12 protein-coding genes and 2 pseudogenes are annotated in these 21,895 nt (G+C 57.0%); 3 read left to right on the forward strand and 11 right to left on the reverse strand.

Annotated features, from left to right (window positions below; all coding sequences use genetic code 11):
* Positions 1-75 precede the first annotated feature (75 nt).
* Positions 76-747 (reverse strand): annotated as a pseudogene (locus tag DVK06_RS12050) (RNA-guided endonuclease InsQ/TnpB family protein); the annotation flags it as partial.
* A 62-nt stretch (positions 748-809) separates the two neighbouring features.
* Between DVK06_RS12050 and DVK06_RS12055 the strand changes: the two are divergent.
* Complete coding sequence (locus tag DVK06_RS12055; protein WP_121600425.1) at positions 810-1,445, forward strand: IS6 family transposase; 636 nt, start codon at positions 810-812, stop codon at positions 1,443-1,445.
* Positions 1,446-1,588: 143 nt separating this feature from the next.
* The gene (locus DVK06_RS12060; RefSeq protein WP_121600426.1) at positions 1,589-1,990 is read left to right on the forward strand and encodes a PIN domain-containing protein; all 402 of its coding nucleotides are present in this window, start codon (positions 1,589-1,591) and stop codon (positions 1,988-1,990) included.
* Positions 1,991-2,008: 18 nt separating this feature from the next.
* Here the strand turns inward: DVK06_RS12060 and DVK06_RS19775 are convergent, their stop codons facing one another.
* The 10 genes and pseudogenes from DVK06_RS19775 to DVK06_RS12100 form a co-directional block, all read right to left on the reverse strand.
* Complete coding sequence (locus tag DVK06_RS19775) at positions 2,009-2,443, reverse strand: hypothetical protein (protein WP_121600427.1); 435 nt, start codon at positions 2,441-2,443, stop codon at positions 2,009-2,011.
* 8 nt (positions 2,444-2,451) lie between these two features.
* Positions 2,452-2,985: a sugar-specific transcriptional regulator TrmB gene (locus DVK06_RS12070; RefSeq protein WP_121600428.1), complete on the reverse strand. Its 534-nt coding sequence runs from the start codon at positions 2,983-2,985 to the stop codon at positions 2,452-2,454.
* 102 nt (positions 2,986-3,087) lie between these two features.
* A pseudogene (locus DVK06_RS19270) lies at positions 3,088-3,186 on the reverse strand (UDP-glucose 4-epimerase); the annotation flags it as partial.
* Positions 3,187-3,628: 442 nt separating this feature from the next.
* Positions 3,629-4,264 carry an IS6 family transposase gene (locus DVK06_RS12080; RefSeq protein ID WP_121600429.1) on the reverse strand — a complete coding sequence of 212 codons (636 nt, stop codon included), beginning with the start codon at positions 4,262-4,264 and terminating at the stop codon, positions 3,629-3,631.
* A 354-nt stretch (positions 4,265-4,618) separates the two neighbouring features.
* Positions 4,619-7,453, reverse strand: coding sequence for a lamin tail domain-containing protein (locus DVK06_RS12085; RefSeq protein WP_121600430.1), 2,835 nt, complete (start codon positions 7,451-7,453; stop codon positions 4,619-4,621).
* A gap of 147 nt (positions 7,454-7,600) precedes the next feature.
* A complete protein-coding gene (locus tag DVK06_RS19275; protein WP_233561688.1) occupies positions 7,601-8,329 on the reverse strand; it encodes a recombinase family protein in 729 nt (242 codons plus the stop codon).
* A gap of 609 nt (positions 8,330-8,938) precedes the next feature.
* The gene (locus DVK06_RS18260) at positions 8,939-10,687 is read right to left on the reverse strand and encodes a DUF4097 domain-containing protein (protein ID WP_147438066.1); all 1,749 of its coding nucleotides are present in this window, start codon (positions 10,685-10,687) and stop codon (positions 8,939-8,941) included.
* Positions 10,688-10,710: 23 nt separating this feature from the next.
* A complete protein-coding gene (locus DVK06_RS18265; protein WP_147438067.1) occupies positions 10,711-11,112 on the reverse strand; it encodes a hypothetical protein in 402 nt (133 codons plus the stop codon).
* 1,195 nt (positions 11,113-12,307) lie between these two features.
* Positions 12,308-13,243, reverse strand: coding sequence for an NAD-dependent epimerase/dehydratase family protein (locus DVK06_RS12095; protein ID WP_121600431.1), 936 nt, complete (start codon positions 13,241-13,243; stop codon positions 12,308-12,310).
* A gap of 123 nt (positions 13,244-13,366) precedes the next feature.
* Positions 13,367-13,564 carry a hypothetical protein gene (locus tag DVK06_RS12100; protein WP_121561659.1) on the reverse strand — a complete coding sequence of 66 codons (198 nt, stop codon included), beginning with the start codon at positions 13,562-13,564 and terminating at the stop codon, positions 13,367-13,369.
* Between the two features lie 535 nt (positions 13,565-14,099).
* Between DVK06_RS12100 and DVK06_RS12105 the strand changes: the two genes are divergently transcribed.
* Positions 14,100-21,842: a PKD domain-containing protein gene (locus DVK06_RS12105; protein WP_158600076.1), complete on the forward strand. Its 7,743-nt coding sequence runs from the start codon at positions 14,100-14,102 to the stop codon at positions 21,840-21,842.
* Positions 21,843-21,895: the final 53 nt, after the last annotated feature.

Below are 21,895 nucleotides of genomic sequence, written 5' to 3' on the forward strand. Positions count from 1 at the left end.
TACCCTACCCTACTTCGCTCACCCCATACGGGGTTCGCTCGTTGAGGGTAGGGCTTTGATGTGGACTCCCGGCAATCAGTCCCCGGCAATGGGCTGGTGACTCTTGCCGTTCACCGTCCCACAATTCACACGCACGTCTACTGGTGCGTCTCCGCTCCCCGACTTGGGCGAGGAACGGAGTCTGTGTTTCCGCTTTCGGGCATAGCGTAGCCCGATATTCTTCGCTGCATTGTAGTCTGCGTTGACCTCGTAGCCACACTTCTGGCAATGGAAGTGTTCGCCGTCACGGTTCGATTCGTGCGTGAACCCACAGTCCGTTCGAGAACAGCGTTGGGACGTGTGGTTCGGCTCAACTTGCTTCACGGAGACGCCCTGTTCGGGCGCTTTGTACTCGACGTACTCGGCGAGGCGTCGAAACGCCCACATGTGGTGCCACTTCGCCTGTGGAAGTTGCTCTCGGATGTTGGTCAAGTCCTCAAACACAATAACACCACAATCGTGGTCAACAGCTTCCGAGACGATTCCGTTGGCAACGGTGTGGATGTACTGTTTCCGCCACGCTTCTTCCCGCTTTCCGAGGCGAAGCAGGGCGTCGTGCGCGGCTTGCGTCCCGCGCTGTTGCATCTCACCACGCCGCATCTCGAATTCATGGCACCAGTGATCGTATTCGTCGCCCTGCCAGAACGTGCCGGTCGAAGCTACTGCGAGGCTGTTGACGCCGAGGTCGATACCAAGAACTGTTTGGTGCTCGGTATGGCGGTGCTCAGATAAGGTTTGAAAGGTGAGGCGGTGCGTTTTCAAAGTGTTCTATGCCCGAAAACGACCGCCTCAGCGGCTGTTTAGACGAGATCAACTTAGAGTTTGTGGAGCGAGAGGCAACACCGCAGCTGTTGATGAAGCTCAGTATTCAGCTTCATTTAGCAGGATTATCGCTTTCGAATACTGTTTCGTTTCTTGGGGTATTCGGTGTTGAAAGAGTTCGATCAACCGTTCATAACTGGGTTCACAAGGCCGACCTACAGCCGGAATCTGGTCGGAGCCCGAATCACGTCGCGGTCGATGAGACGGTGATTCGACTTGACGATGAACAATATTGGCTGTACGCTGCTGTCGATCCGGAAACGAACGATCTGCTCCACACACAGCTTGAGCCGACGACAAATAACGCCCTCGCGGATCGGTTTTTCGCTGATCTCCGTGACAAACACGACATAGATGACGCAACAGTTCTCGTCGATGGATCAGCTTCACTTCAGCGAGCCTGTCGCAAACACGACCTCAATTTCAGATACGAACGACATAGAAATCGGAACAGCATCGAACGTGTCTTTCGTGAGATAAAACGTCGAACTATCTGTTTCTCAAACTGTTTCAGTAACGCTGAAGCAGAAACTGCCGACGAGTGGCTCAGATCGTTCGCTTTCGCATGGAACCAGCTTATCTGAACACTACCTACAGCTGCCGAGACATCGGAGCGAATCGCCTCATCTCGCACGGCCGACGAGCTCAAAACAGAGGCGCGTGAGGCGATCGCCAACGAGGTTCGAGCAGACGCCGCCGATCGGTCAAACGAGGCCACTGAGTAGCCGTGTACGTCGAAACGGACTTTCTCACCGCGTTGGTGAAAGACGACGACTGGCTCCAGGACGCCGCGATCCGGGCCCTCGACGAGCGCGACGACATCCACACCTCGATACCCGCGTATGCCGAGGTGCTGGTGTTGTTCTACGACCGCGAGGCTGCCGAGTACGAGATTGATGCGCCGCGAGCGATCACCAATTTGCTCGAACTCGTTCCGATTGTTCCGGCCGAACACGAGGACGCGGTGTTGACCGCAGCCGCGTTCCTCGACGAGTGCGATATCACCCCGTTCGATGCGCTCCACGCCAGCCTCGTTACCACCCGCGACGGGCGCGTACTCTCGACGGAGGAAGACTACGACACCGTCGGACTCACCCGGACACCGCTCGACGCCGAGGAGTCCGGGTGAGCACAGAGGGAACGTGTTCTACTCGCTCCAGAGGGCCGTAACCCGGTCTTCAATCTCGTCGAGAACAAGTGCAACGACGTCACGATGGTCGGCTGGCCACGATGCGTCCTCGCCGGGCGTCGGGGCGGTGGGCGGGGGGTGGAAATGGTCTCGTGTATTGTGTGGATTCGGGTGCCGGTCCCACCGGCACTCCCAGGTGTGGTCCGTATATATCTCTCGATAGTGGATTTTAAAGTCATCATTCGTGTACCAGCGGACTGTCAACTGCGCCTCGTCGACGGCTGCTGGGTAGTACGACGGGACACAGATGACCTGGAGTTCCAGATGGCCACTAGCGTCCGTGACGGTCGCTCGGGAGACCTGCCTCGTCGCTTGGAGCCGTGTCTGGAGGAACTCGAGGATGGGGCGATCGATAGGGGCAGGGCTCCCACCATCACCTGTCGGTGGCACCATCGAGCAGGCTACCCAGACGCCTGTTCGCGTTCGCCACCCGTACGTTGCTGGCGCGCGCGCTCGTAGCGGTCACGCTCCTCGCGGGCAGTCGCCCAATCAGCGAGGTCACTGTACACGGCGTCGATGGTCAACTCGTCGCTGCCGTCCGCGGCGGCGACGGCATCGACTGTGGCCGGTGACGCGGCGTCATATGTCGCCTCGTACTCGGTGATGCGCGTCGTCAACTCACGAACATGCTCCTGTAGCTCCTCAACGGAGTGATCAGCTGCGAGTTGGTTGATGCGTCGCCACTCAAAATACGCGTCGTTGCGCTCGTAGGTGGCCGGATGGCCGTCGTGTCGGGTAACGATGCCAAGGTCATCGAACCACCCCAGATACTTCCGGGCGGTCTTGGGGTCACAGTCGGCGCTGTCGGCGATTGCGCTCGCCGCCGTCGGCTCGCGGGCCTGGAGGATGCTGCCGTAGATACGCTGTTCAACATCATCGCTGGCGAACGCATCCTCGAAGGGTGGTGGCCCATTGCCAGCGTCTGTCTCAGCCATATGTGGGATTACAGAGTAGAGAATATAATTCTTGCTTTGAGGAATAGTTTCCTGATCCCCGTTGTAAAGAATCGCCATGGCCGCACCACAGTGTGTTCTGCCTCAATCGACGATTTCGACGATCAAGTCTTGAGCGCCCTGCCGCACCGCTTCATCGCTTGAGCGGGTCGGCTCCCAGCCAAGTGCGGCAAGCTTCTCAATTCGCTCCGTGAGTGGTCGACTGTGGGCGCGACGCAGAAGCCGGCATCAGCGAAACTGGACGGTTGACATCCTCCTCCGCGTAAACGCGGAGGAATCCCGAGCGGTGGGAGTTTCAGGTTTGTAGTCCAATCAGTTGACTACCAGACCTTTCGGGCACGGGTGGTCCCACAGTGTCGAACTGGTGGACTGCTGGCCATGCCAAGTGGCCGTTACCCCTATCCTTCACCGTGTATGGCGTCCCAGTGTTGTTTTTGCCACGGGGACACCAGCAGGCATCAGCGGAGTTGGGGGTATCGTGTCGCGTGCTTTGAGCAGTCGGCAGAGACACACCCTTCGAGGATGTGGCGTTCACCGACTGCCCTTTCAGATACTACCTCGTTACGCGGGCGGACAGGCCGCCTCCGAAGGACGGTTCGGAATCCGCTCCGTTCCGAGGTAGTGTTTAGATAAGCTGATTCCATGCGAAGGCGAACGCTTGTAACCAATTTTCAGCGGTACTCGGGTCGGCGTGGCTAAACGTATTTGAGAACTGGTTTGTTCGGCGTTTTATTTCACGAAAGACACGTTCGACGGCATTCCGATTCCCATGTGTGACGTGTTGGAATCGGAGTCCTTGGCGATGACAGGCTGCCTGTAACCACGGAGCACCATCGACGAGAAAGAGTGCGTCGTCGACCTGATGTTTCTCACGAAGTTCTGAGAGAGACATCGAGGAGATCGCGTTCGTTCTCGTCGGATACAGCCGAACGTGGAGCAGGCGGTTCGTGTCGGGATCGACGGCAGCGTACAGCCAATATCGCTCAGAATTGAGCTGAATCACGGTTTCATCGACCGCAACGTGATTCGGGTTGGCACCGTCTGCCGGCTGTAGATCGGCTTTCTGTACCCACCGATGGACGGTGGTTCGATGACGATCGACACCCAAATCCTCAAGAATCGAAACAGTATCCGAAAGTGATAGTCCAGCCAAATGGAGACGGATACCGAGCCTCATCGCCGGCTCGGGTGTCGCCTCTCGCTCCAGAAAATCTAACTCGATACAACCGCTATCGCCGTTGAGGCGGTCGAAATTGAGCATAGACCACTCGATCTTTTGACCGCCTCATCCTCCGGCCTTATCTCAACACCGCCTTCGGTGGTTCACTACCGAACCGTTTTCGACTACTCGACACCGGTGGGAGCGAATTTACAAAGACTGAGACCGGCATCTTCCGGATCCTTTCTGGGGGGTCGACGTATCGTACCGAACTTGCCGTGCGACAAGAGTACGTCAGCTCTCGGTTACGAGAACTTTATCGACTCAGCTGTATCAAATGGGTTCACCGTGGGTTTTACGACCTCGCAGAGTAGCTCTGACGGAGTGGCAATAAACCGTTATTCTTTGTTCATAGATGGATAGCTGATAAAATAATCATAATCAGATGTAGAGTGTTCAGTAACTGAACGTGTCGACAGTTATCCCACTCGCATTACGTAGCGTTGCGGTGTCACCGTCATTGTTCCAGACGAACCCCGCATCCCAATTGACGGTGTAGTCTGCTGTCGGGGCGGCTCCATCTGGGGTTTCGCTCGTTGTTACTACAACCGTCTCGCTAGGCGAGAGCGAGATACTGCCGAAGGTGTACGTGTTTTCAGCGTCATCAGACAGCGTCCAGTCTTCCAAGTCCACTGTCTGTGAACTCGTGTTGTCGATCACGGCGTACTCGTCACCGCCACTCACGTCAGTCACTGCAACACTCGGTGGTGCCGGCTCACTGGTTCCACTATCAGGCGTGAACGCGGTGAATAGATCCGGCTCGTCAGCGAAGTTCGTTGTCGTTGGGAGTGATGCCTCGCCGAGATTATTCTCTGCGTCAGTCACTGACGTTGAGGTGAAACTGACACTCGAATCGAGCGCTGAAACAAGCGGGCTGAAATTCTCGAGTGCGTCCGTGTCTGCCGCTGTGCCTATCAATAGCACTGCGCCACCGGCAGCGGCGAAGTCAGCAACAGCAGTTCGTTCAGCAGCCGAGAACTCGTCGACAGGCGTTGAAATGAGCAACGCGCTTGCCGCAGGGTCGCCAGCACTATCGAGCAGGTTTGGTCCCGCATCGTCAGTGAGGTTGTTCACTTGTTCTAACGCCACGCTGTCGGCATCGGCAGTCGACTGGCCCTCTAGGTACCGTTGGTAATAGGCCATGTCTTCGCTTCCAAGCGCGAAGTCTGCGTTAAACTGACCGTGGCCGCCATCAACGAGTACACGCGTAGAGAGGCCGTCGTCTGTCAGCCGGTCGACCACGTTCGTCACGAACGGATACACCTGATAGCCGGTGTTTGTCGGGGCTTCCTCGGACGCCTCATCCGGCTCGAATCCCTCATCAAGCAGTGGGCCGCCGATCGCAGCCACGCCAGCTGTCTCGTCGATCGCAGCGAGTGGATCGCCGTTCTCTGCGGAGACCACAGTTGTCCCGCCAGTGACCGCAACTGGTTCTGGGAAGAAGAGATCTGTTACCGGGTCATCTTTCGATTCAGGGACTGCCGCCGGGTCTGAGAGCTCCCAAATACCACTCCCGGCCTGTTGTGCGCTGTCCTCGAGATCCCAGAGGTCATCATGCCCCCCGAATCCTGAGGAATACAGCCGTGCCCACCCGTCAGCGACTACCTTTTCATTGTAGACATCACCGTTTGGCAGTTCAAGATATCCGAGAATCCGGTCGAAGTCACCACGGAGCGGTTCGTTATCATCGAAACTGAGTGTCACCGTAGTATCTCCGAGCCGATCCTCTGCGTACGTAGACGCTTCGTTGGCTTTCGTCCGGAGTGCGTCTTCATCGGTGATCCCCTCATATTCTTCAATCCGTTCGGTGGTGTCTCCGGTTTCTGGTGTATCGATTCCCAGTATTCGTACCGGCGCTTCGTCCCCATCAGGGAACTGGACATCAACAGTATCGCCGTCAGCAACACTTACGACATCAACTTCGTATGTCTCTCCCTTCTCGATTTCAACACCAATTCCTGGGCGCTGGGCGAACAACCGTACGTACGAATTCGTGTTGAACTGGGTCGTCTCAAAGGCGAACTCGCCGTCAGTGAGGACCTGATTGTCGTTAAACCGGATCTGTGTCTCAATCCCATCCTCGTCGACAATATCGTTGAGATTTGCTGTGGCATCGAAATTCTGGAAGTCAGACTGGTCGAGAAGAATCACAAATCCACCATCCTCAGCAAACGTCGACAGCGCTGTCTTTTCCTCATCCGAGAACGCGTCAGAAGGTGATGTCACGACCACGGCATCCGCATCAGGGAGTTGGGTTAACAGGTCGTCACCCGCCGTCACGGTGTAGCCGTTGTTCTCGATGTACTCTTCGATCTGCTCGTGCTCTGCGAGATCATAAAATTGCCCGTGGCTCTCGTCCCAGATGATTGTCCCGCTGCCGACATACTCATCGAGCAGATTCAAGAAGAACTCATCGTTCCCGTAGAGTCCAAATGACGTATCATCCTGAACGAATGGGGCGCCAGCAGCGAAGATGTTGCCGTCAAGCGCCATGAGCGGGAGCTCTTCTGTCGAGGGGTACGTTGTTGCGTCGCCGTTCCCATCCGCATCAATCGACGTGGCGGCTGGTTCGGCGGTTACGACGACCTGCTCGTCAGCGAGTGTATTGGGCCCGTTGGCATCAAGAAGGCTCGCTGTTGAGTCAAAAAACAGTGAGTCGACGAGCTCGTCTGGCTCTTCTGGTTCCTCGGGTTCTTCGTTACCAGGGTCGTCGATTGCGTCCGGTGGCTCATCCGCGGCGCGGATGGTGATCTCGACGTTGTACGTTCCGGTGTCGATTCCAGTCGTGTCAACATAGACGCCAAGCGAGAGTCCACTTCCTGTACCGACCTGTGTCGCTCGCGCAGGCGTGAAGGCGGTGTTGCTCCCGTCAGCAGCCCGATACAGGTACACATCACCGTCTTCGAAGGTGTCGCTTGCTACGCTTGTCCACACGTACACTGGCTGTGTACCCTGATTTTGAACGTTGAGTGTATCGTCAAACGTGTACGTTGATCCAGTCCCGAGCCCCTGCTCTCCATCTGAGAAATCGAGCACAGCCTGCGCTCCGCTCGTCTCCACGTACTCCCCGTGTTCTTCCCCTGCTGTAAGCGCGAGGAACGAACTCGCATCATCGGTAACCGTGACGGTCATCTCCCGCTCTGCCGTCACCGTCGAAAAGGCGCCGGTACCAAGCGCCGCTGTTGTTCCACCTGCTACACCGAGCGTCATGAGTAACTTGCGTCTGTTCATGTGGCTTGTCCGGGTTGCTCACCCGGCGAGCCGTCAACAACAACCCCACACCTGAGGTCGGCACGACAGCATAAGGTACTCTCAACGAATCCACATCAAGGTGACTATATATCATACGGTAGACCCTGTATCAATACCTATATCGAACTATTTGATCACAATAATGGCGTACTGGCTTCGTGTGTTTGGCATCTCCCGCTCGGCGGTGGCGCGAGAGGCTGGGTGGGGGAGTCCGGGGGAGCACTGCTCCCTTGAGCTTCCCTCTCGACGACCAAGCGCCTCCCAACGCGGCGCCAAGGGAGACACCAAGAGCGAACCAACGTCGACACCAAGGGGGCAGCAATCGTTTGGCCAAGGCTTGGTAGTGGACACGTGGGTCGTGTCTCTCACAATGCCAGGCTCGCGATCTCGATCGTCTAACCCCTTCTCTCTCGACGGTCGCTCCACAGAGTGGGAGGGGTTGGCCGGGGTAGCACTGCTTCCTTGGACTGCCCCGATCGGTACCGTCGGGGGGACGCCGAGCGGACGCCGGGAGACCGTCGAGGCGACGTCGAGAGCCTCAACGCCGGTGTCATGTTCCAAGCAGTGTTGGATGAACTCGTGAATCTCAGTCGGACCGAGGCGAGAGAGCCGACTGATTTCGTGAACGACCACGAGATCGAACCGTCCCGTTTCGACATCGTCGAGGAGTCGGTTGTACACCTCGCGAGTGTCGGTGTCGGCAGCGCCGGTGACGATCTCTGGATACTCCTCGATGTCCTCGACACCGAGACGTTCTAGATATTCGCGTGCTTCGTTGAACTGCCGAGAGACATCCTGATCCGATGTCGAAACTCGGGCGTAGATTGCTGCGTCTGAGGGTCCGTTTTCGCTCATGTTTTCGAGGACGCGATGTCTATTTGAACAAATGGGGGTTACTGCGGTTCTGTGTATACCACTTCCTTTTCGACGCACTGACCATCATGGTTAAATTATCACAAAAAGAAAACCTATAACGAGTATATTCTGCTATGCGTTTCGGTGTAACGCCGAAGACTTGCGGGAGTTGTGGGCTGACGGGATATACACGTAGAACGACCTCTGTGAAGCCTGTAATGATACGTCAACCCGATCACCGATCAACACTGTGAACAAAATACACTCAATAAGGCATACAACGCTGGAATTAACGGCGAAGTCACCAATTAGCGCTCAATGAGTGAGACAGTGTTTCTCATGCTGGAGGGCGAGGTCGACGAGATTCGCTCTCGGAACCGACACAGCGAGTTGTAAGAACTCACACGAAAGTCTGATACTCAGGCTTTCTTCGAGATTCTGGGCCGCCAGCTGTGGAAATCATCGGCTTCAATGCTGAAAACGGAACGGGTTTACTGAGAGTTCTCGCATGCTTCTCGACGGTCTCTGATGTCTTGCTATATCGGCAAGGCTCTGTGGAAAACGGTCACAAGTTCATTATGTCTGTCAGTCGTATCTCACCCGAAGCAATCACTTGATACGCCCTTTCTCAGGTGTTCCGTTCACTGTCCCCTGTTGTAGTGAGATATCGCTGGCCTTCCCATTTTTCTTCTCAATGTAGGTGCCTCCATCGGCGCGAGTGCCTCCATTATCATTGACGAACAGGGCCCCCGACGACGCAGGCGAGGCCTTGATATTCTGTGCTTGAATTCCTGTGTTTCGCAGGTCAATGTCAGCCGAAGAGGTGAGTGTTATTTTGTTATTGCTTATTGTTGTGCTACCACTGAGGTCAATATCGCCACCGTTGGCGGTTATCTTCATTTCGTTATCGCTCCCTAGCGTTGTATCTTGAGCCTTGACAGCACCCGACGCCGTTACCGTGATTTTGTTATTGCTGTCCGCAGTCGCGCCGGTAAGATCAACGTCCCCGCTAGCGGTTATTTTCATCTCATTTTTGCTCTCTAAGGTCGCGTCTTGGGCAGTGAAAGCACCCGACGCCGTCACCGTGATTTTGTTATTGCTGTCCGCGGTCGCGCCGGTAAGATCAACGTCCTCGCTAGCGGTTATTTTCATCTCATTTTTGCTCTCTAATGTTGCATCTTGAGCATTAATCTCACCGCTGTCGGATTTCAGGGTTATTTTGTTTTCGCTATCAACTGTGCCATCTTGTAAGTTGATTTCACCACGGACATCAAGTTTCAGTTCGTTGGTAGTCTCCAGTCTTGCATCATCTTTCAATTGTACTGATTGGGTTCCAATATCGATTTTATTACTGATGATATCTTTTTTGATGACTAAGTCAACGGGTTCATCCAGTTGTGCTGCTTCTGATTCTGTGTACGTTGGTTCACTGGTGTTGTACACACCGTCTTCACTCAGATCATTAAATGCGACAGCGTTAGGCGGGAGTGGATTATTGGTGGATGGATTACTGGTGGGTGAATTACTGGTGTTGCCGCCGACGCGCGCAGCGTCGTTTTGAGTTGGCTCTTCAGGTGCTTCCTGTACTCCCACTGTATCCACAGTCAGGTTGCTGGTGGTTGTCTCAAGCGTCAGGTTGTAGACGCCATCGTCATTTGTGTCATCTGTAATACTGTACTCATTGTTTGGAATATCAGTCCCACCCCAGTACTCGTCATCGCTCAACCGCGTCGGGACAGTGACAATGAGGTTACCTTCTGGAATTTCACCAGTGACACTCTCAGCTGGACGGAGCTCAAGAGTAACCCGTCCGGTCCCGCTCTGACGAAACTCGTTTTGGAGAGCCGTGATTTGTACCTCTCCGCCATCAACGAGGGTCTGATCTTCGATTACCGCGATTCCACCCCCCTCCTCACGAGCATCGAGGTAAAGCACAGATGCGTCATACCACGTCGGCGATCGGTCAAGTTCGTTATATCCCGGCCGATACTCGATGAACCGAGTCGGAATAGTCTCGATTACCGTTTCATTAGATTCGTACGCAATCGTGATTGGATATGGCTCGCTGGTCCGTATCGTCCCAGCCGGCGCTGGAGGATTTATTGTGAATGCACGGGTGGAATATGTAGTCCCCAGCTCAACCGTCTGATACTGTGGCTGGTCGATGCTCCCGGCTTGTAGAATACCTGCTCTAAGCTCGACAAGATCGTTTCGGACCTCTCCGGAGTGTTGGAACTCCGTCTCCGCATTCTGCTGTGGAACGACTTCCACTTGATACAGTGAGAGCGCAAGGATCAGGAACCCAAACAAAATAACGACCCCGATTACTGTCGAAACAGCACGGTGGTCGTCTCTCATCGACGTGCTAGTTGGCTGGTTGCTCATTGTGGGTTCATCTGAACACGCTGTGTATCCTCTACCGACGGCCAAATGGCTAGTCGAATATCTGCAGGGCTCGGAATGATATAGAGGAACCAGTACGCTATCATAAGATGATGGAGATAGTACGGATCAGCGATTTTAATCTGTTGCCAAATACCGGTTTGAATAGCGGTGATAGCAGCCACGCTACCGACAAATAGAGGGGCAAGTGCAATCATCCGAAGTGTGGCTTTTGTCGGCATGCTCTCGAAATCAAGACGAAGTCGGAGTGGGACCCATGAGATATGTTCAATCGAAAGCGGGCAGGCAATCCGAGCGACTGCTAAGTGGGTGAGTTCGTGGAGTCCTATCGCAAGAACCGGGAAACCGATAGCGAGAAAGATTGCTTGAACTCCAGCCATACTAAGTCACTATTTGCTAAGCATTTAAATCTGGTATTCAAATTCAACGTCCATGATAATCAGTTATTATTCCCTCGAATTTCGGAACCTATAGCATCCGGAATAGTTATTATTCGGTTACAGGAATTTGTATTATGCCCCGCCCGGACGGCCCCCTCCCTCCTAGCAAGCAGCGACTTGTTCAACGCCTCCGCACCGAACTCGGCGAGTATCTGTATGTGGTGCTTCTCCATCATGACGAGTCAAGCCAGCTCTTGTACGTCTCATCGCATGCGAAACGCACCCTCCGCCGCTCCGATGAGCCAATAACTGAGTCACACCCCACCCTGACACAGATCAAGCGAAGCTGTACTGGCCAGACGACCGATCAGACACTCCCACTTGGTGAGCACCGATGCTCGCTCCAACTGTATGATGAGTGGCTTCTGTTACACTATTCGGAGCCGCCGTCCGGGGTTATCATCGGCGTTGATGCCGCAAGCGCATCGAATTTGCGGGATTTTCTCGCCGACATCTCTCCTGTGGTCTCCGATGCGTTGTCGGCCAATTAATCTGTGAAAAATACTATCAACAGAACATCTCACCGCAGTACAGAACAGTTGTGAACTACCGGAAGCGTAGGAAGACAGTCAAGAAAGGCAGTACCAACTCTTCAGCCTACGAAGTCCGGTCGTCTCGTTTGAGAATGACCGGGTCCGAAGATTATCGTGACTTCGACCGTCTTCGACACCGGTCACATTTAGCGGTCGCTGAGAGCCCGCGTGGAATTGGCCGGCCACAGTCACACCGCGGACCATTTGCGGTCTCAGACATAGATTTATGTGAGATATTCTGAGTAATAGTTCTTGCTCAGCATCTACACAGCTCACAGCTCGTAGACGGCGACATCGCCGCCGCAGCCGGGACACTGTTCGTGGTTCCACGTGAGATTTGACCCGCAGTTGCGACACTCACGATGTCTCGTCGAAGCGTGTGAGCTGTCTCCAGGAGTGAGCACAGCTTGGAGCACGCCTTTCAGTTCCATCGAGCCACCGATCATATTGTGTGATGGACATCAATGTACTGGCGGTTTGGAGCATCTGCTGTGCGAGGTAACCCCAGGGCGACGCACGAACGACTGAGTTCGGCGTGAAAGCTCCCGGTTGAGAGATACTCCTGAGCGTGTCCAGACACCGCACAACAGGGGTGAGCTATTTCACTCGACGAGTTCGGCGATCAGATCGCGAGCGCCCTGCCGCACAGCCTCATCACTCGAACGTGTCGGCTCCCACCCGAGTGCGGCAAGCTTCTCGATTGAGAGCCGCATCTTTGGTACGTCACCAGTCCAGCCGCGATCCCCACCCGTGTATGTGTACTCCGGATCGACGCCAAGTTCATCGCTCACGATGTCTGCGATGTCCGTCACCGAGGTTGTCGTCTTCGTGCCCAAATTATAGATATTGAGCGGCTCGTCTGCGTGCTCAACGACGTATTTCATGGCGGATACACACTCTTCGACGTACATGTACGACTTTTCTTGGCGGCCATCGCCAAGAATCTCGAGTTCAGTGGGGTCATCGGTGAGTTTCTCGATAAAGTCAGGAACGACGTTGCCGCGCTGGTAAGGACCAACAATATTCGCAAAGCGGAACACCCACGACTGGATACCATACGAGTGCGCGTATGTCGAGATGAGCGCTTCATCGGCGAGTTTTGAGGAGCCGTAGATTGAGATTGGCTCAAGTGGGGCGTGATTTTCTGGGGTTGGGCGTGGTGCCTCGCCGTACACCGTTGAGGAGGAGGTGAACGCGAAGTGGTTGACATCGGCACCACGCATCGCTTCAAGGAGGTTGTACGTCATCTCGGTATTTTCCTCGAACAGTTTCCGATCGTCGTCGAAGTTCGTGTCTGTGTACGCGGCGAGGTGGAACACCATATCGAGATCACCGGTGACGATCTGTTCGACGTCGTCGCGATCCGTCAGGTCGGCTTTGGTGAACGTGACGGACTCTAGCACTTGCTCACGCTCACCTTTCGAGAGGTCATCAGCAACGCGGACTGTCGCACCCGCATCGTCAAGTGTCGCTGCGAGGTGGCTCCCGACTAGGCCTGCGCCGCCCGTGACGAGCACAGTGGCATCTGTCAAATCCATATGTAAACAACAGCAGCAACCGGCATGTAGATTTGGAAACAGAACAGTCGTCAAAGGACCGGTGTCAGTGAACTCGACGGCCACCCGTTAGTCAGTCAGGATGGTGTATCTAGCTCCGATCGGTCACTGCTGGACAAGCCAATACGCCAAGCCGAGCGCCTCGCGGAGCATGACACCAGCAGCAAACACGTAGACTGCCTCCAAGGGAAGCGGAAGAAACTCAATGGTCGCAACAGCGACCGACATAATAACACCCATCCCCACCCATGCGAACGCGAACTGCCGGTCAGCGCTTGTCGATTGTGTCCCCAGCCGAGCCATACGGCCACTTCTCGCGACCTTGCCAAAAAATTTCGCTCGAACGTAACCCAGAGACGATGTCAACGAGAGAGATAGCTGGCCAGCAGTGGACTAACAACAAGGTTTCAACTCAGCAGATGCTGCTGCTAGGCCGGGTATTGACTGGATTTCCATCAGCACCAGGACGACTCAGTATACTTTCACCAGATAATTCAGCAATGAATGTGATTTCAGGCCGAGCACGGCCCTCTAGTTCCAAGCAGCATCTTCCACGCGTCTTCTCCTGGGTGGCAACACCGGTGCGGCTGCGCTCGGGAGGCCAGCTACCTTAGTCCCCACGACCGCGAATATCGATGGTACAGCCATTTTCAGGCACTCATTGAACCTACTCAGGCGGTAGTTTCAATGTTTCAACTTGGTCATTACTATCCTTATATTATGTGTGTAAAAGAGCAATGAGAGACGGAGTCGACACTCTGTGTGATCGACAATGACTCGATGGCGTCGCGTCGCTGTTGTACTACTCGCAGTCTCTGTTTTGACAGCTGGAATTCCAATGACTGGAGCGTTCTCCAGTGTGACAGCCGACCGAACAGTGTCGGTTGCTGTCGCAGAAGATGATGCGGCGTATCTCTCGTTGGAGCCCTCGACAGGCCCCAACGGCGTGTACGCTGAGCAGTCTGACGGGACACTTCAACTGAATTTTGATGGGACCAACACGCTTGCTGACGGGTTGAACCCGGACGCAACAACGTATGCTGCCAATGTATTCGTTGTCACAAATCGTGGGTCGGCCCCTGTGTCAGTATCCGTAGATGACACCGTAGATGGACTGTCGCTGTTTGCGGGACAGGGGGAAACCGAGCGTCGACTCGATGGCACCGACGCTGACGGCGTCACTATCGGTGTCGGCGAATCGGCAAATGTCTCAGTTGAGATCGATTCCTCGAACGAGACTGAACTTGAATCGCTCGAGGCGATCACTATCAACGCCGTTGCCACAGATACGGATGGGAGCCCAGGCGACGGGTCTGACGGTAATCGAGACGGCGACGCGAATGATGGCGGTGACCAAGGTGACGACACGAAAGAGAACGGCACCAACGGCTCTGGCGGGGACAGTATTGACTCCGGAGTTGAAGACAATGTTGTACAAGCAACGGGATCGGTCGCCGCTGGCGAGTCGGTTACCCTCAACCTCACCGACCTGAATAGTGCGACTCAGGACGACGTCACTCTCAATTCGACGACGATCTCGTACGCCGACAGTGTCGAAGACGTGAACACGAGTGTCTCGGTTATCGACGCCGAGGAAACGACGAGCAGGGCGCCCGGCGACCGGCAAGCACCACCAAATGCCTCAGTCCGAACGTATCTCAACGTCTCACATCCGGAGACACCCGATGCGGCAATTAAGAAGGCGACGTTTAGCTTTACTATCCCACATGACAGCGGCAAGACGGTCCAGAACGTCTCTTTCCTGCGATATAACGACACAACCGATGGCTGGGAGACGGTCTCCACGCGCGTTACATACGTGAAAAATACGTCCACTGGATACGTCTATGAGGGCTCGACCGAGAAACTCTCACTATTCGCGCTTGTTGAGGCGGCCCGCGGACTCTACGTTCAGACAGAGGGCACCCTCGAAGCAGTTGACGCAAGCCTCACCACTGACCCACGGAGTGACTTCCCGGCGACCGCCTACAACACGTACCGCGACCAATCTCTTAGCGCATCATATTGGCAAGAAGACGCGCGCGAAGACGCAGATGACGCGGCCGCCGTGATTCGCAACGAGCTCCGTGTTACCCTCAAATCAGAAGCAAAAGACGCAGCGATCGATACGGTGGTCGAATACGCGGACCGCGGACTCAAGACGGCGACCGGCTTCAGCGGGATCGGGACCGCACTCACAGTCATTGACATTGCGTATAAATCCGACAAATTTGCCAGTTCGCTTGGCCCAGGCATTCAAAAACAGGCTATTGCGATCCACGTTGACCCTGGCACGGAATCGTATGATGACCTACGTGTGAAGCTTGCTGAACTCGAGCAGAACTCGGTGGCCTACAAGCAGGCGAAACAACGTGGCAACACCGCGGAGGCAAACCAACTCCTCAAAGAACGCGAAGCCCTGCTTGAAGAGACGTATCTGCTCTTGCCAACGTACCTGAACGATGTTCATGGCGACGTTATCAGCAACGCCGCTGGCATTGAGGATCCGCAGGCGTACCAGCAGATTCGCTCCGATGTGGAGTCACTCCGGTTGCTCGTGAAACTCGACTACGAAGAGACTACACGGAAGCTCTATGGAGCCCCCGACACGTCGCTGCCGCGGGAAACCTCGATGCCAACCCACGGCTGGACTGCCTTCGGTAACGCACAGGTGTACGATTCAATGGACCACGCAGACGACTACGTGGTTCTTGAGCTGGATTCGGCGCCCAACGGAACGGACACGGGCGAACTCAACATCGATGTGACCGGCGCAAAGGCAGCAGCCTTCGAGACCGCACTCGTCGACGAGCGCCCCGACACCCCCAGACTCACCACCGGTGACGAACTCTCCGTAAGCGGCACCAATACGCTCTCAGCCACTGTTGAGAATCCGGGAGACACCACCTACCTTGTTGTGCGCGCCGGTGGGAGTCTCGGCCCGCTGAAAGTGAGCGCAAGCGGCACGAATGGGAGTGTTGACATGGCCGTCACAGAGCGTGCCGGGCCTGATATCCAGCGGCCAGACGCCACCCTTGTCGAGGGGCCCGACCCAGTGACGCTTGCCGACGGTGACGCGGTGTACCCGACGAGGAGTGGTGATGTCGATCTCGTCTGGGACGTCTGGGATGCCAAAACGGCCACGACAGACATCGAGTACCGGTTCCGTGTCGACGACGGTGATGGGTTCACTGGTGGCGAAGGCGGGAACGGCTGGTCGGCGTGGACAGCCCTCCCCGAGAATGGACGGGTTTCGCCCGACCAGAGTTACGGTGACGGGCTCACCCGCGTCCAGCTTCAGGTGCGCGACGGTGTTGGCCGGACCACTGTCCGTAACGCTGACGTGGTTGTCACGGCTGGCGTCCCGACAACACGCGTCACCGCGCCACTCGCCGACGACCCCACGACCGATGACGTGTACGTGAAGGTACTCCCCGAGCGACGCGTGAAGTCCGTTGAGGTTGAGTACCGGCAGGCCGGTGACGCAAACTGGACTGACTGGCGGCAGGTTACCGACGACGAGCTCGACGGGTTCGGCCGGTTACGTGTGCCAATTACAGGTGAGATTGCGGTGCGTGCGCGAGCCACCAGCCTCGCAAACGAAACCGGTGGCTGGGCACGCGAGACGCTCACGTATAACCCGCCAGACACGACCCCACCGGATATCGACGCCGCGTCGATCCCCGCAAAGCGGCCGACGGTCGTTGACGGGGAGACGGTCGAACGCCGGGTCGTCGCGAACGAAACAGTAACGCTGGCCTGGACCGCCACAGACGATGGAACGGCTGCGAGCGACTTAGCGTATCGTGTCCGAGTAGACGGCGAGCGGTGGTCCGACTGGGCCACAACGGACAACGGTCGGCTGAGCGAGGATGTCGGTGTCGCCACAAGCGGGACTGACGTGACGGTCCAGGTGCGCGACGCGGCTGGCAACACCGCGACCCAGTCGATCACGGTACGCCGTGATAGTACCCCACCGACAGTTGACATCTCAGCGACAGCCGCCACCACGGGGGCGATCGTCACTCCGACCGCCAACGAGCCGCTGTCGTCCGTCCAACTCCAGTACCGGGCCGATGGTGACAAGAACTGGACAGACTGGGAGACACTCAATTCAGCACGGACGACGGCAGTCGAACTGGACGCCGTCGGCGCCTTCGAACTCCGTGCCCGCGGCGTTGACTCTGCGGGGAATGTCGGTGGCTGGACAGCCCCGGTGCCATTCAACAGCCTCCCTAGGGATCGCTCGCGCTCGCTCGGCAATGAGACACTCTCGGGTGGGTCGAACCAGACATATGATGTGTCGCTTGGTGAAGGGCTCGTTGCGTACAACGCTCTGATCAACCAGATCGATGGCGAACTACTGTTAGACCTGTACGTCAAGACTCGTGACGGCGACCGGTATCCCATCTCGTCAATCACGTTTACCGAAGAGCGTAACCAGACGGTCACCGCTGACCTTCCAGCCAACCTCGCAGATGGCGACCAGCTTGAGGTCGCGGTGCGGGGCAACGGGACCGTTGTGCTAGACAGTCTCCGGCTGATCGACAGAGCGCCGAACACGCCATCACTTGCTGTCAGCCCGGTGAACGTGACGGCCGGGAATCAGCTTACGGTTGCGCCTGCCGGCGACTGGAGCCCACCCGATGCCGTTGCCAGCTACGAATGGGATGTCGACGGTGATGGGGAGTACGAGCAAACCACCACAAGCGCCACGCTGACCACCACGTACACCGAGCCAGGCAACCGAACGGTGACGCTTCGCGTGACTGACGCCTTCGGCGCGGCTGCGACGACCACGGCGACAGTGAACGTCAATGCGCCGCCACAGGCGGCAGTCACCACGAGTGGACCAGCACGCACCGACGAAGCGATTGATCTTACTGCCGGCGCGAGTGTCGACCCGGACGGCACGATCGTCGCATATGACTGGGACCTCGCCAACAGCGGCACGCTCGACACAGACGGATCGAACGCGACGGCTCGCTTCGCTGATGACGGCACGTATCCGGTCACGCTCACTGTCACGGATGAGACGGGCGCGACAGACACCGCGTCGACGAACGTGACAGTTACCAACCGTCCGCCGGCGGTGGGTGCAACGGTCAATGAGTCAACGCCGACCGTCAACACTCCCGTGCTGTTCGATGCCGGCAGCAGCGAGGACCCAGACGGTGACATCGAGCAGTACGAGTGGGACCTCAACGATGACACGAGGTACGAACGCACAGGGCCTACCATCGAGACCGCCTTCGACACGGCGGGCGAACGGCGGGTTACGGTACGAACGACTGACGACGACGGCGCCACGAATGAAACAACACTCACAATCGATGTGAACGCGCCGCCAAGAGCGAATATCGACACGACGGCGCCGGCCCGTACCGGTGAGCCAGTCACGTTCAGTGCCGCCGACAGCACAGACCCAGACGGAACCATCGTCGCGTACGACTGGGAGATTGCGGGGGCCGCTGATGCGGCTGATGGCTCGGTGAACCGAACGTTCAGTGACGACGGGGAGTATTCGGTGACGCTCCGCGTAACTGACGATCACGGAGCCACTGACACCGCAACGGCGAGGGTGACCATTACCAACCGGCCGCCGACCGCGGCCGGGACAGTGACGACGCCCACGCCCGTCGTTGGCGAGCCGGTGGCGTTCAGCGCGGCGGACAGCATGGATGCTGACGGCGAGGTTGTTGAGACACGTTGGGATCTGGACGGTGACGGCCACGTCGAATCTAACGCCTCGGAACCAACCACAACGTACGACGACTACGGTGAGCAAACGGCGACGCTGACCGTGATTGATGACGACGGGGCCCGCAACGAGACGACGCTCACGTTCGACGTGAACGCCCCACCCACCCCGGCGTTCACCACATCTGCCCCAGTCCTGACCACTGAACCAATTGACCTCGTGGCTGACTCCAGTGTCGACCCCGATGGCACGATAGAGTCGTACGAGTGGGATCTGGATACCGATGGAACCAGCGAGGCAACCGGTTCAACGGCCACAGTTGATTTCGTTGATGATGGCACGTACCCCATCGAGCTGACTGTCACAGATGACGATGGGACCGCTCGCTCGCTCACGCAGAACGTGACCGTCACCAACCGGCCACCGACCGCGACGGCCACAGCTAACGACACAACGCCGGCGATTGGACAACCGGTGACGTTCGACGCGAGCGAGAGCACTGACGTCGATGGTGCGATCGCAACTGTCGCATGGGATATCAACGACGACGGCAGCTACGACCTGACTGGCGATCAGGTCACCGGAGCGTTCAACCAGCCAGGCAATCAGACTGTCACGGTACGGGTGACTGACGACGATGGGGCGACAGCTCGTGCGAACGTGACTGTCGACGTGAACAGTCCACCGAACCCGCGTGTGAACACGTCCGACCCAGTGCTCTCGAACGAACCGGTGACACTCGACGCCTCACAGAGTGACGATCCAGACGGCACCATTCTCGCCTACGAGTGGACAATTGAAGCTGCGCCTGACGCAGCGGGCCCCAACGTGAGCCGGACATTCACTGATGATGGAAGCTACGCAGTCACCCTGACGGTCACCGATGACGATGGCGCAACGGCGAGTGTCACGACGAACGTCACGGTTCAGAATCGGCCGCCAGAACTGTGGCTGACGCGTGTCTCACCTGAAACGACTCCAGTCGAAACGGGCGACGAAGTCGAATACGCTGTCGATGCGAGTGACGATGACGGGGTAATCGACAATACGACGCTCACCGTCACGTCACCCACCGGAACCACCCGCACGGTAACGCCCGCTGGAACCGCAACCGTGCGGTTCAACGAGAGTGGGAACTGGAGCGTTACCGCCGCAGTCACTGATGACGATGGCGCCACGACAGCCACAAACCGAACACTCCGCGTGAACGCGCCGCCAGACGTCACCATCGTTGCCCCCGACAGCGTTGATGCGAACGAGGACGTGACCGTCGAAGCTGACGCAACTGACCCCGACAGTGAGATCAGTGAGTACAGCTGGGAGGTCGAGGGACGGACCTACTCCGGGCCGAACGTGACGTTCAACGCCGATGGCGGGGAGGTAATACCCGTTAGTCTCCAGGTCACCGATACTGCTGGCGCCACGACCGTCGTCAACGAGACGATTGCGGTGAATCCGGGCCTCGACCCACGAGTGTACGTCCGGACCCAACTAGGGAATCGCGTGCTCAGTTCAGAGGCGTCCGTGGATACACCGGATAGCATCGACCGAGAAGCAGTCACGTATGAGTGGGATCTCGATGGTGACGGACAGTTTGAGAGCGATGGTCGGGCACAGAATCGGCTGATTACCGAGCCCGGAGAGTACGAAGTCGCAGTCCGGGTGAACGCACCGAACGCTTCGCCGGCTGTCGACCGCGAGAGCATTCCGATTGTGTCTGTTGATGAGAGCCTCACGTTTGACTGGCAGCGCGACAGCGGCGGGGAGATAGGAGCCAGGGCTGGTGAGTCACTGTACGTGCTCGACGGCGAAGAACAGTCAGACGATGAGAACGAGAGCGACTCAACGGTCCGGTCGCTCGATCCTGCTGACGGGTCGACACAGTGGGCTGTCACTACCCCCTTCTATGCGGGCGACACACACGTCCAGGGGGACGCCGTCTACGCCGTTGGCCAGGGTGTCGCACGGATCACGCAGGACTCTGGTGTGATCGACTGGTCGTGGACGACAGCTGAGTACGTCGAGGCACAGATCACAGAGGATACGGTCTACGTGGCGGATGACCAGTCGATCGCCGCGTTGAACAAAACGACTGGTGCTGTGCGGTGGGATGTGGATGCGGACAACAGCTCAAATCCGTCGACACTCGTCGCTGGGAGTGACACGGTTGCCACGGAACGCATCGTCAGCACGGAGACGGGCTCCGTTAGCAACATCGTTGTCCGTGACGCTACCACCGGGGCTGTCCGCTGGCAGCTCACCCGTGATGATTATCCAGAGGTGGAGGGCATCGTTGACGGGCGGCTTATCCTGTCCGAATCCGGCACTATCACGGCGTACAACGTCAATACCGGTGCGGTTGCGTGGTCCCAACAACCGGCTGGCAACCAGTCGAGTTACTCGTACGTTCGGTCTGTTCAGATCGACAACGGGACAATCTTCGCCACCAGTGATGCGGGCACAACCGAATGGGTGACCGCGATTGAGCCCACTGGCGAGCAAAACTGGCGCACCGCCGCCCGCGACTCCGCTGAACTACAAGTCGCCGACGACCACGTGATTCTGGCCGGCGAGGGCGGCGTGTCTGCCCGTGACCGCACGGATGGCTCGGTTGCGTGGGATCAGACGCTTCCGGCGGAGTTCCCTGATCTGACGATTGCTGATGACGCCGCACTTGTGGAATATGACTATGGAGAACGCGGGGCCATCCTCGACACAGAGACGGGAGCCATCGAGTGGCAATCGCGGACCAACTACGTGTTCTACGACGTGGCGTATGAGGATGGCACGCTGTATGTCAGCACCGAAGCAGGGCTCTACGCGGTTTCGGATAGTGACGAAAACAATGTTACAGCGCGGCATACGGGGGCGCTCGGGTAGGAATACAGATTCGACCACGTGATGGGGACCTCATACACACGGGAAGACAATCA

Source organism: Halorubrum sp. Atlit-28R, assembly GCF_003665955.1.
GTDB classification, from domain to species: Archaea; Halobacteriota; Halobacteria; order Halobacteriales; family Haloferacaceae; genus Halorubrum; species Halorubrum tropicale.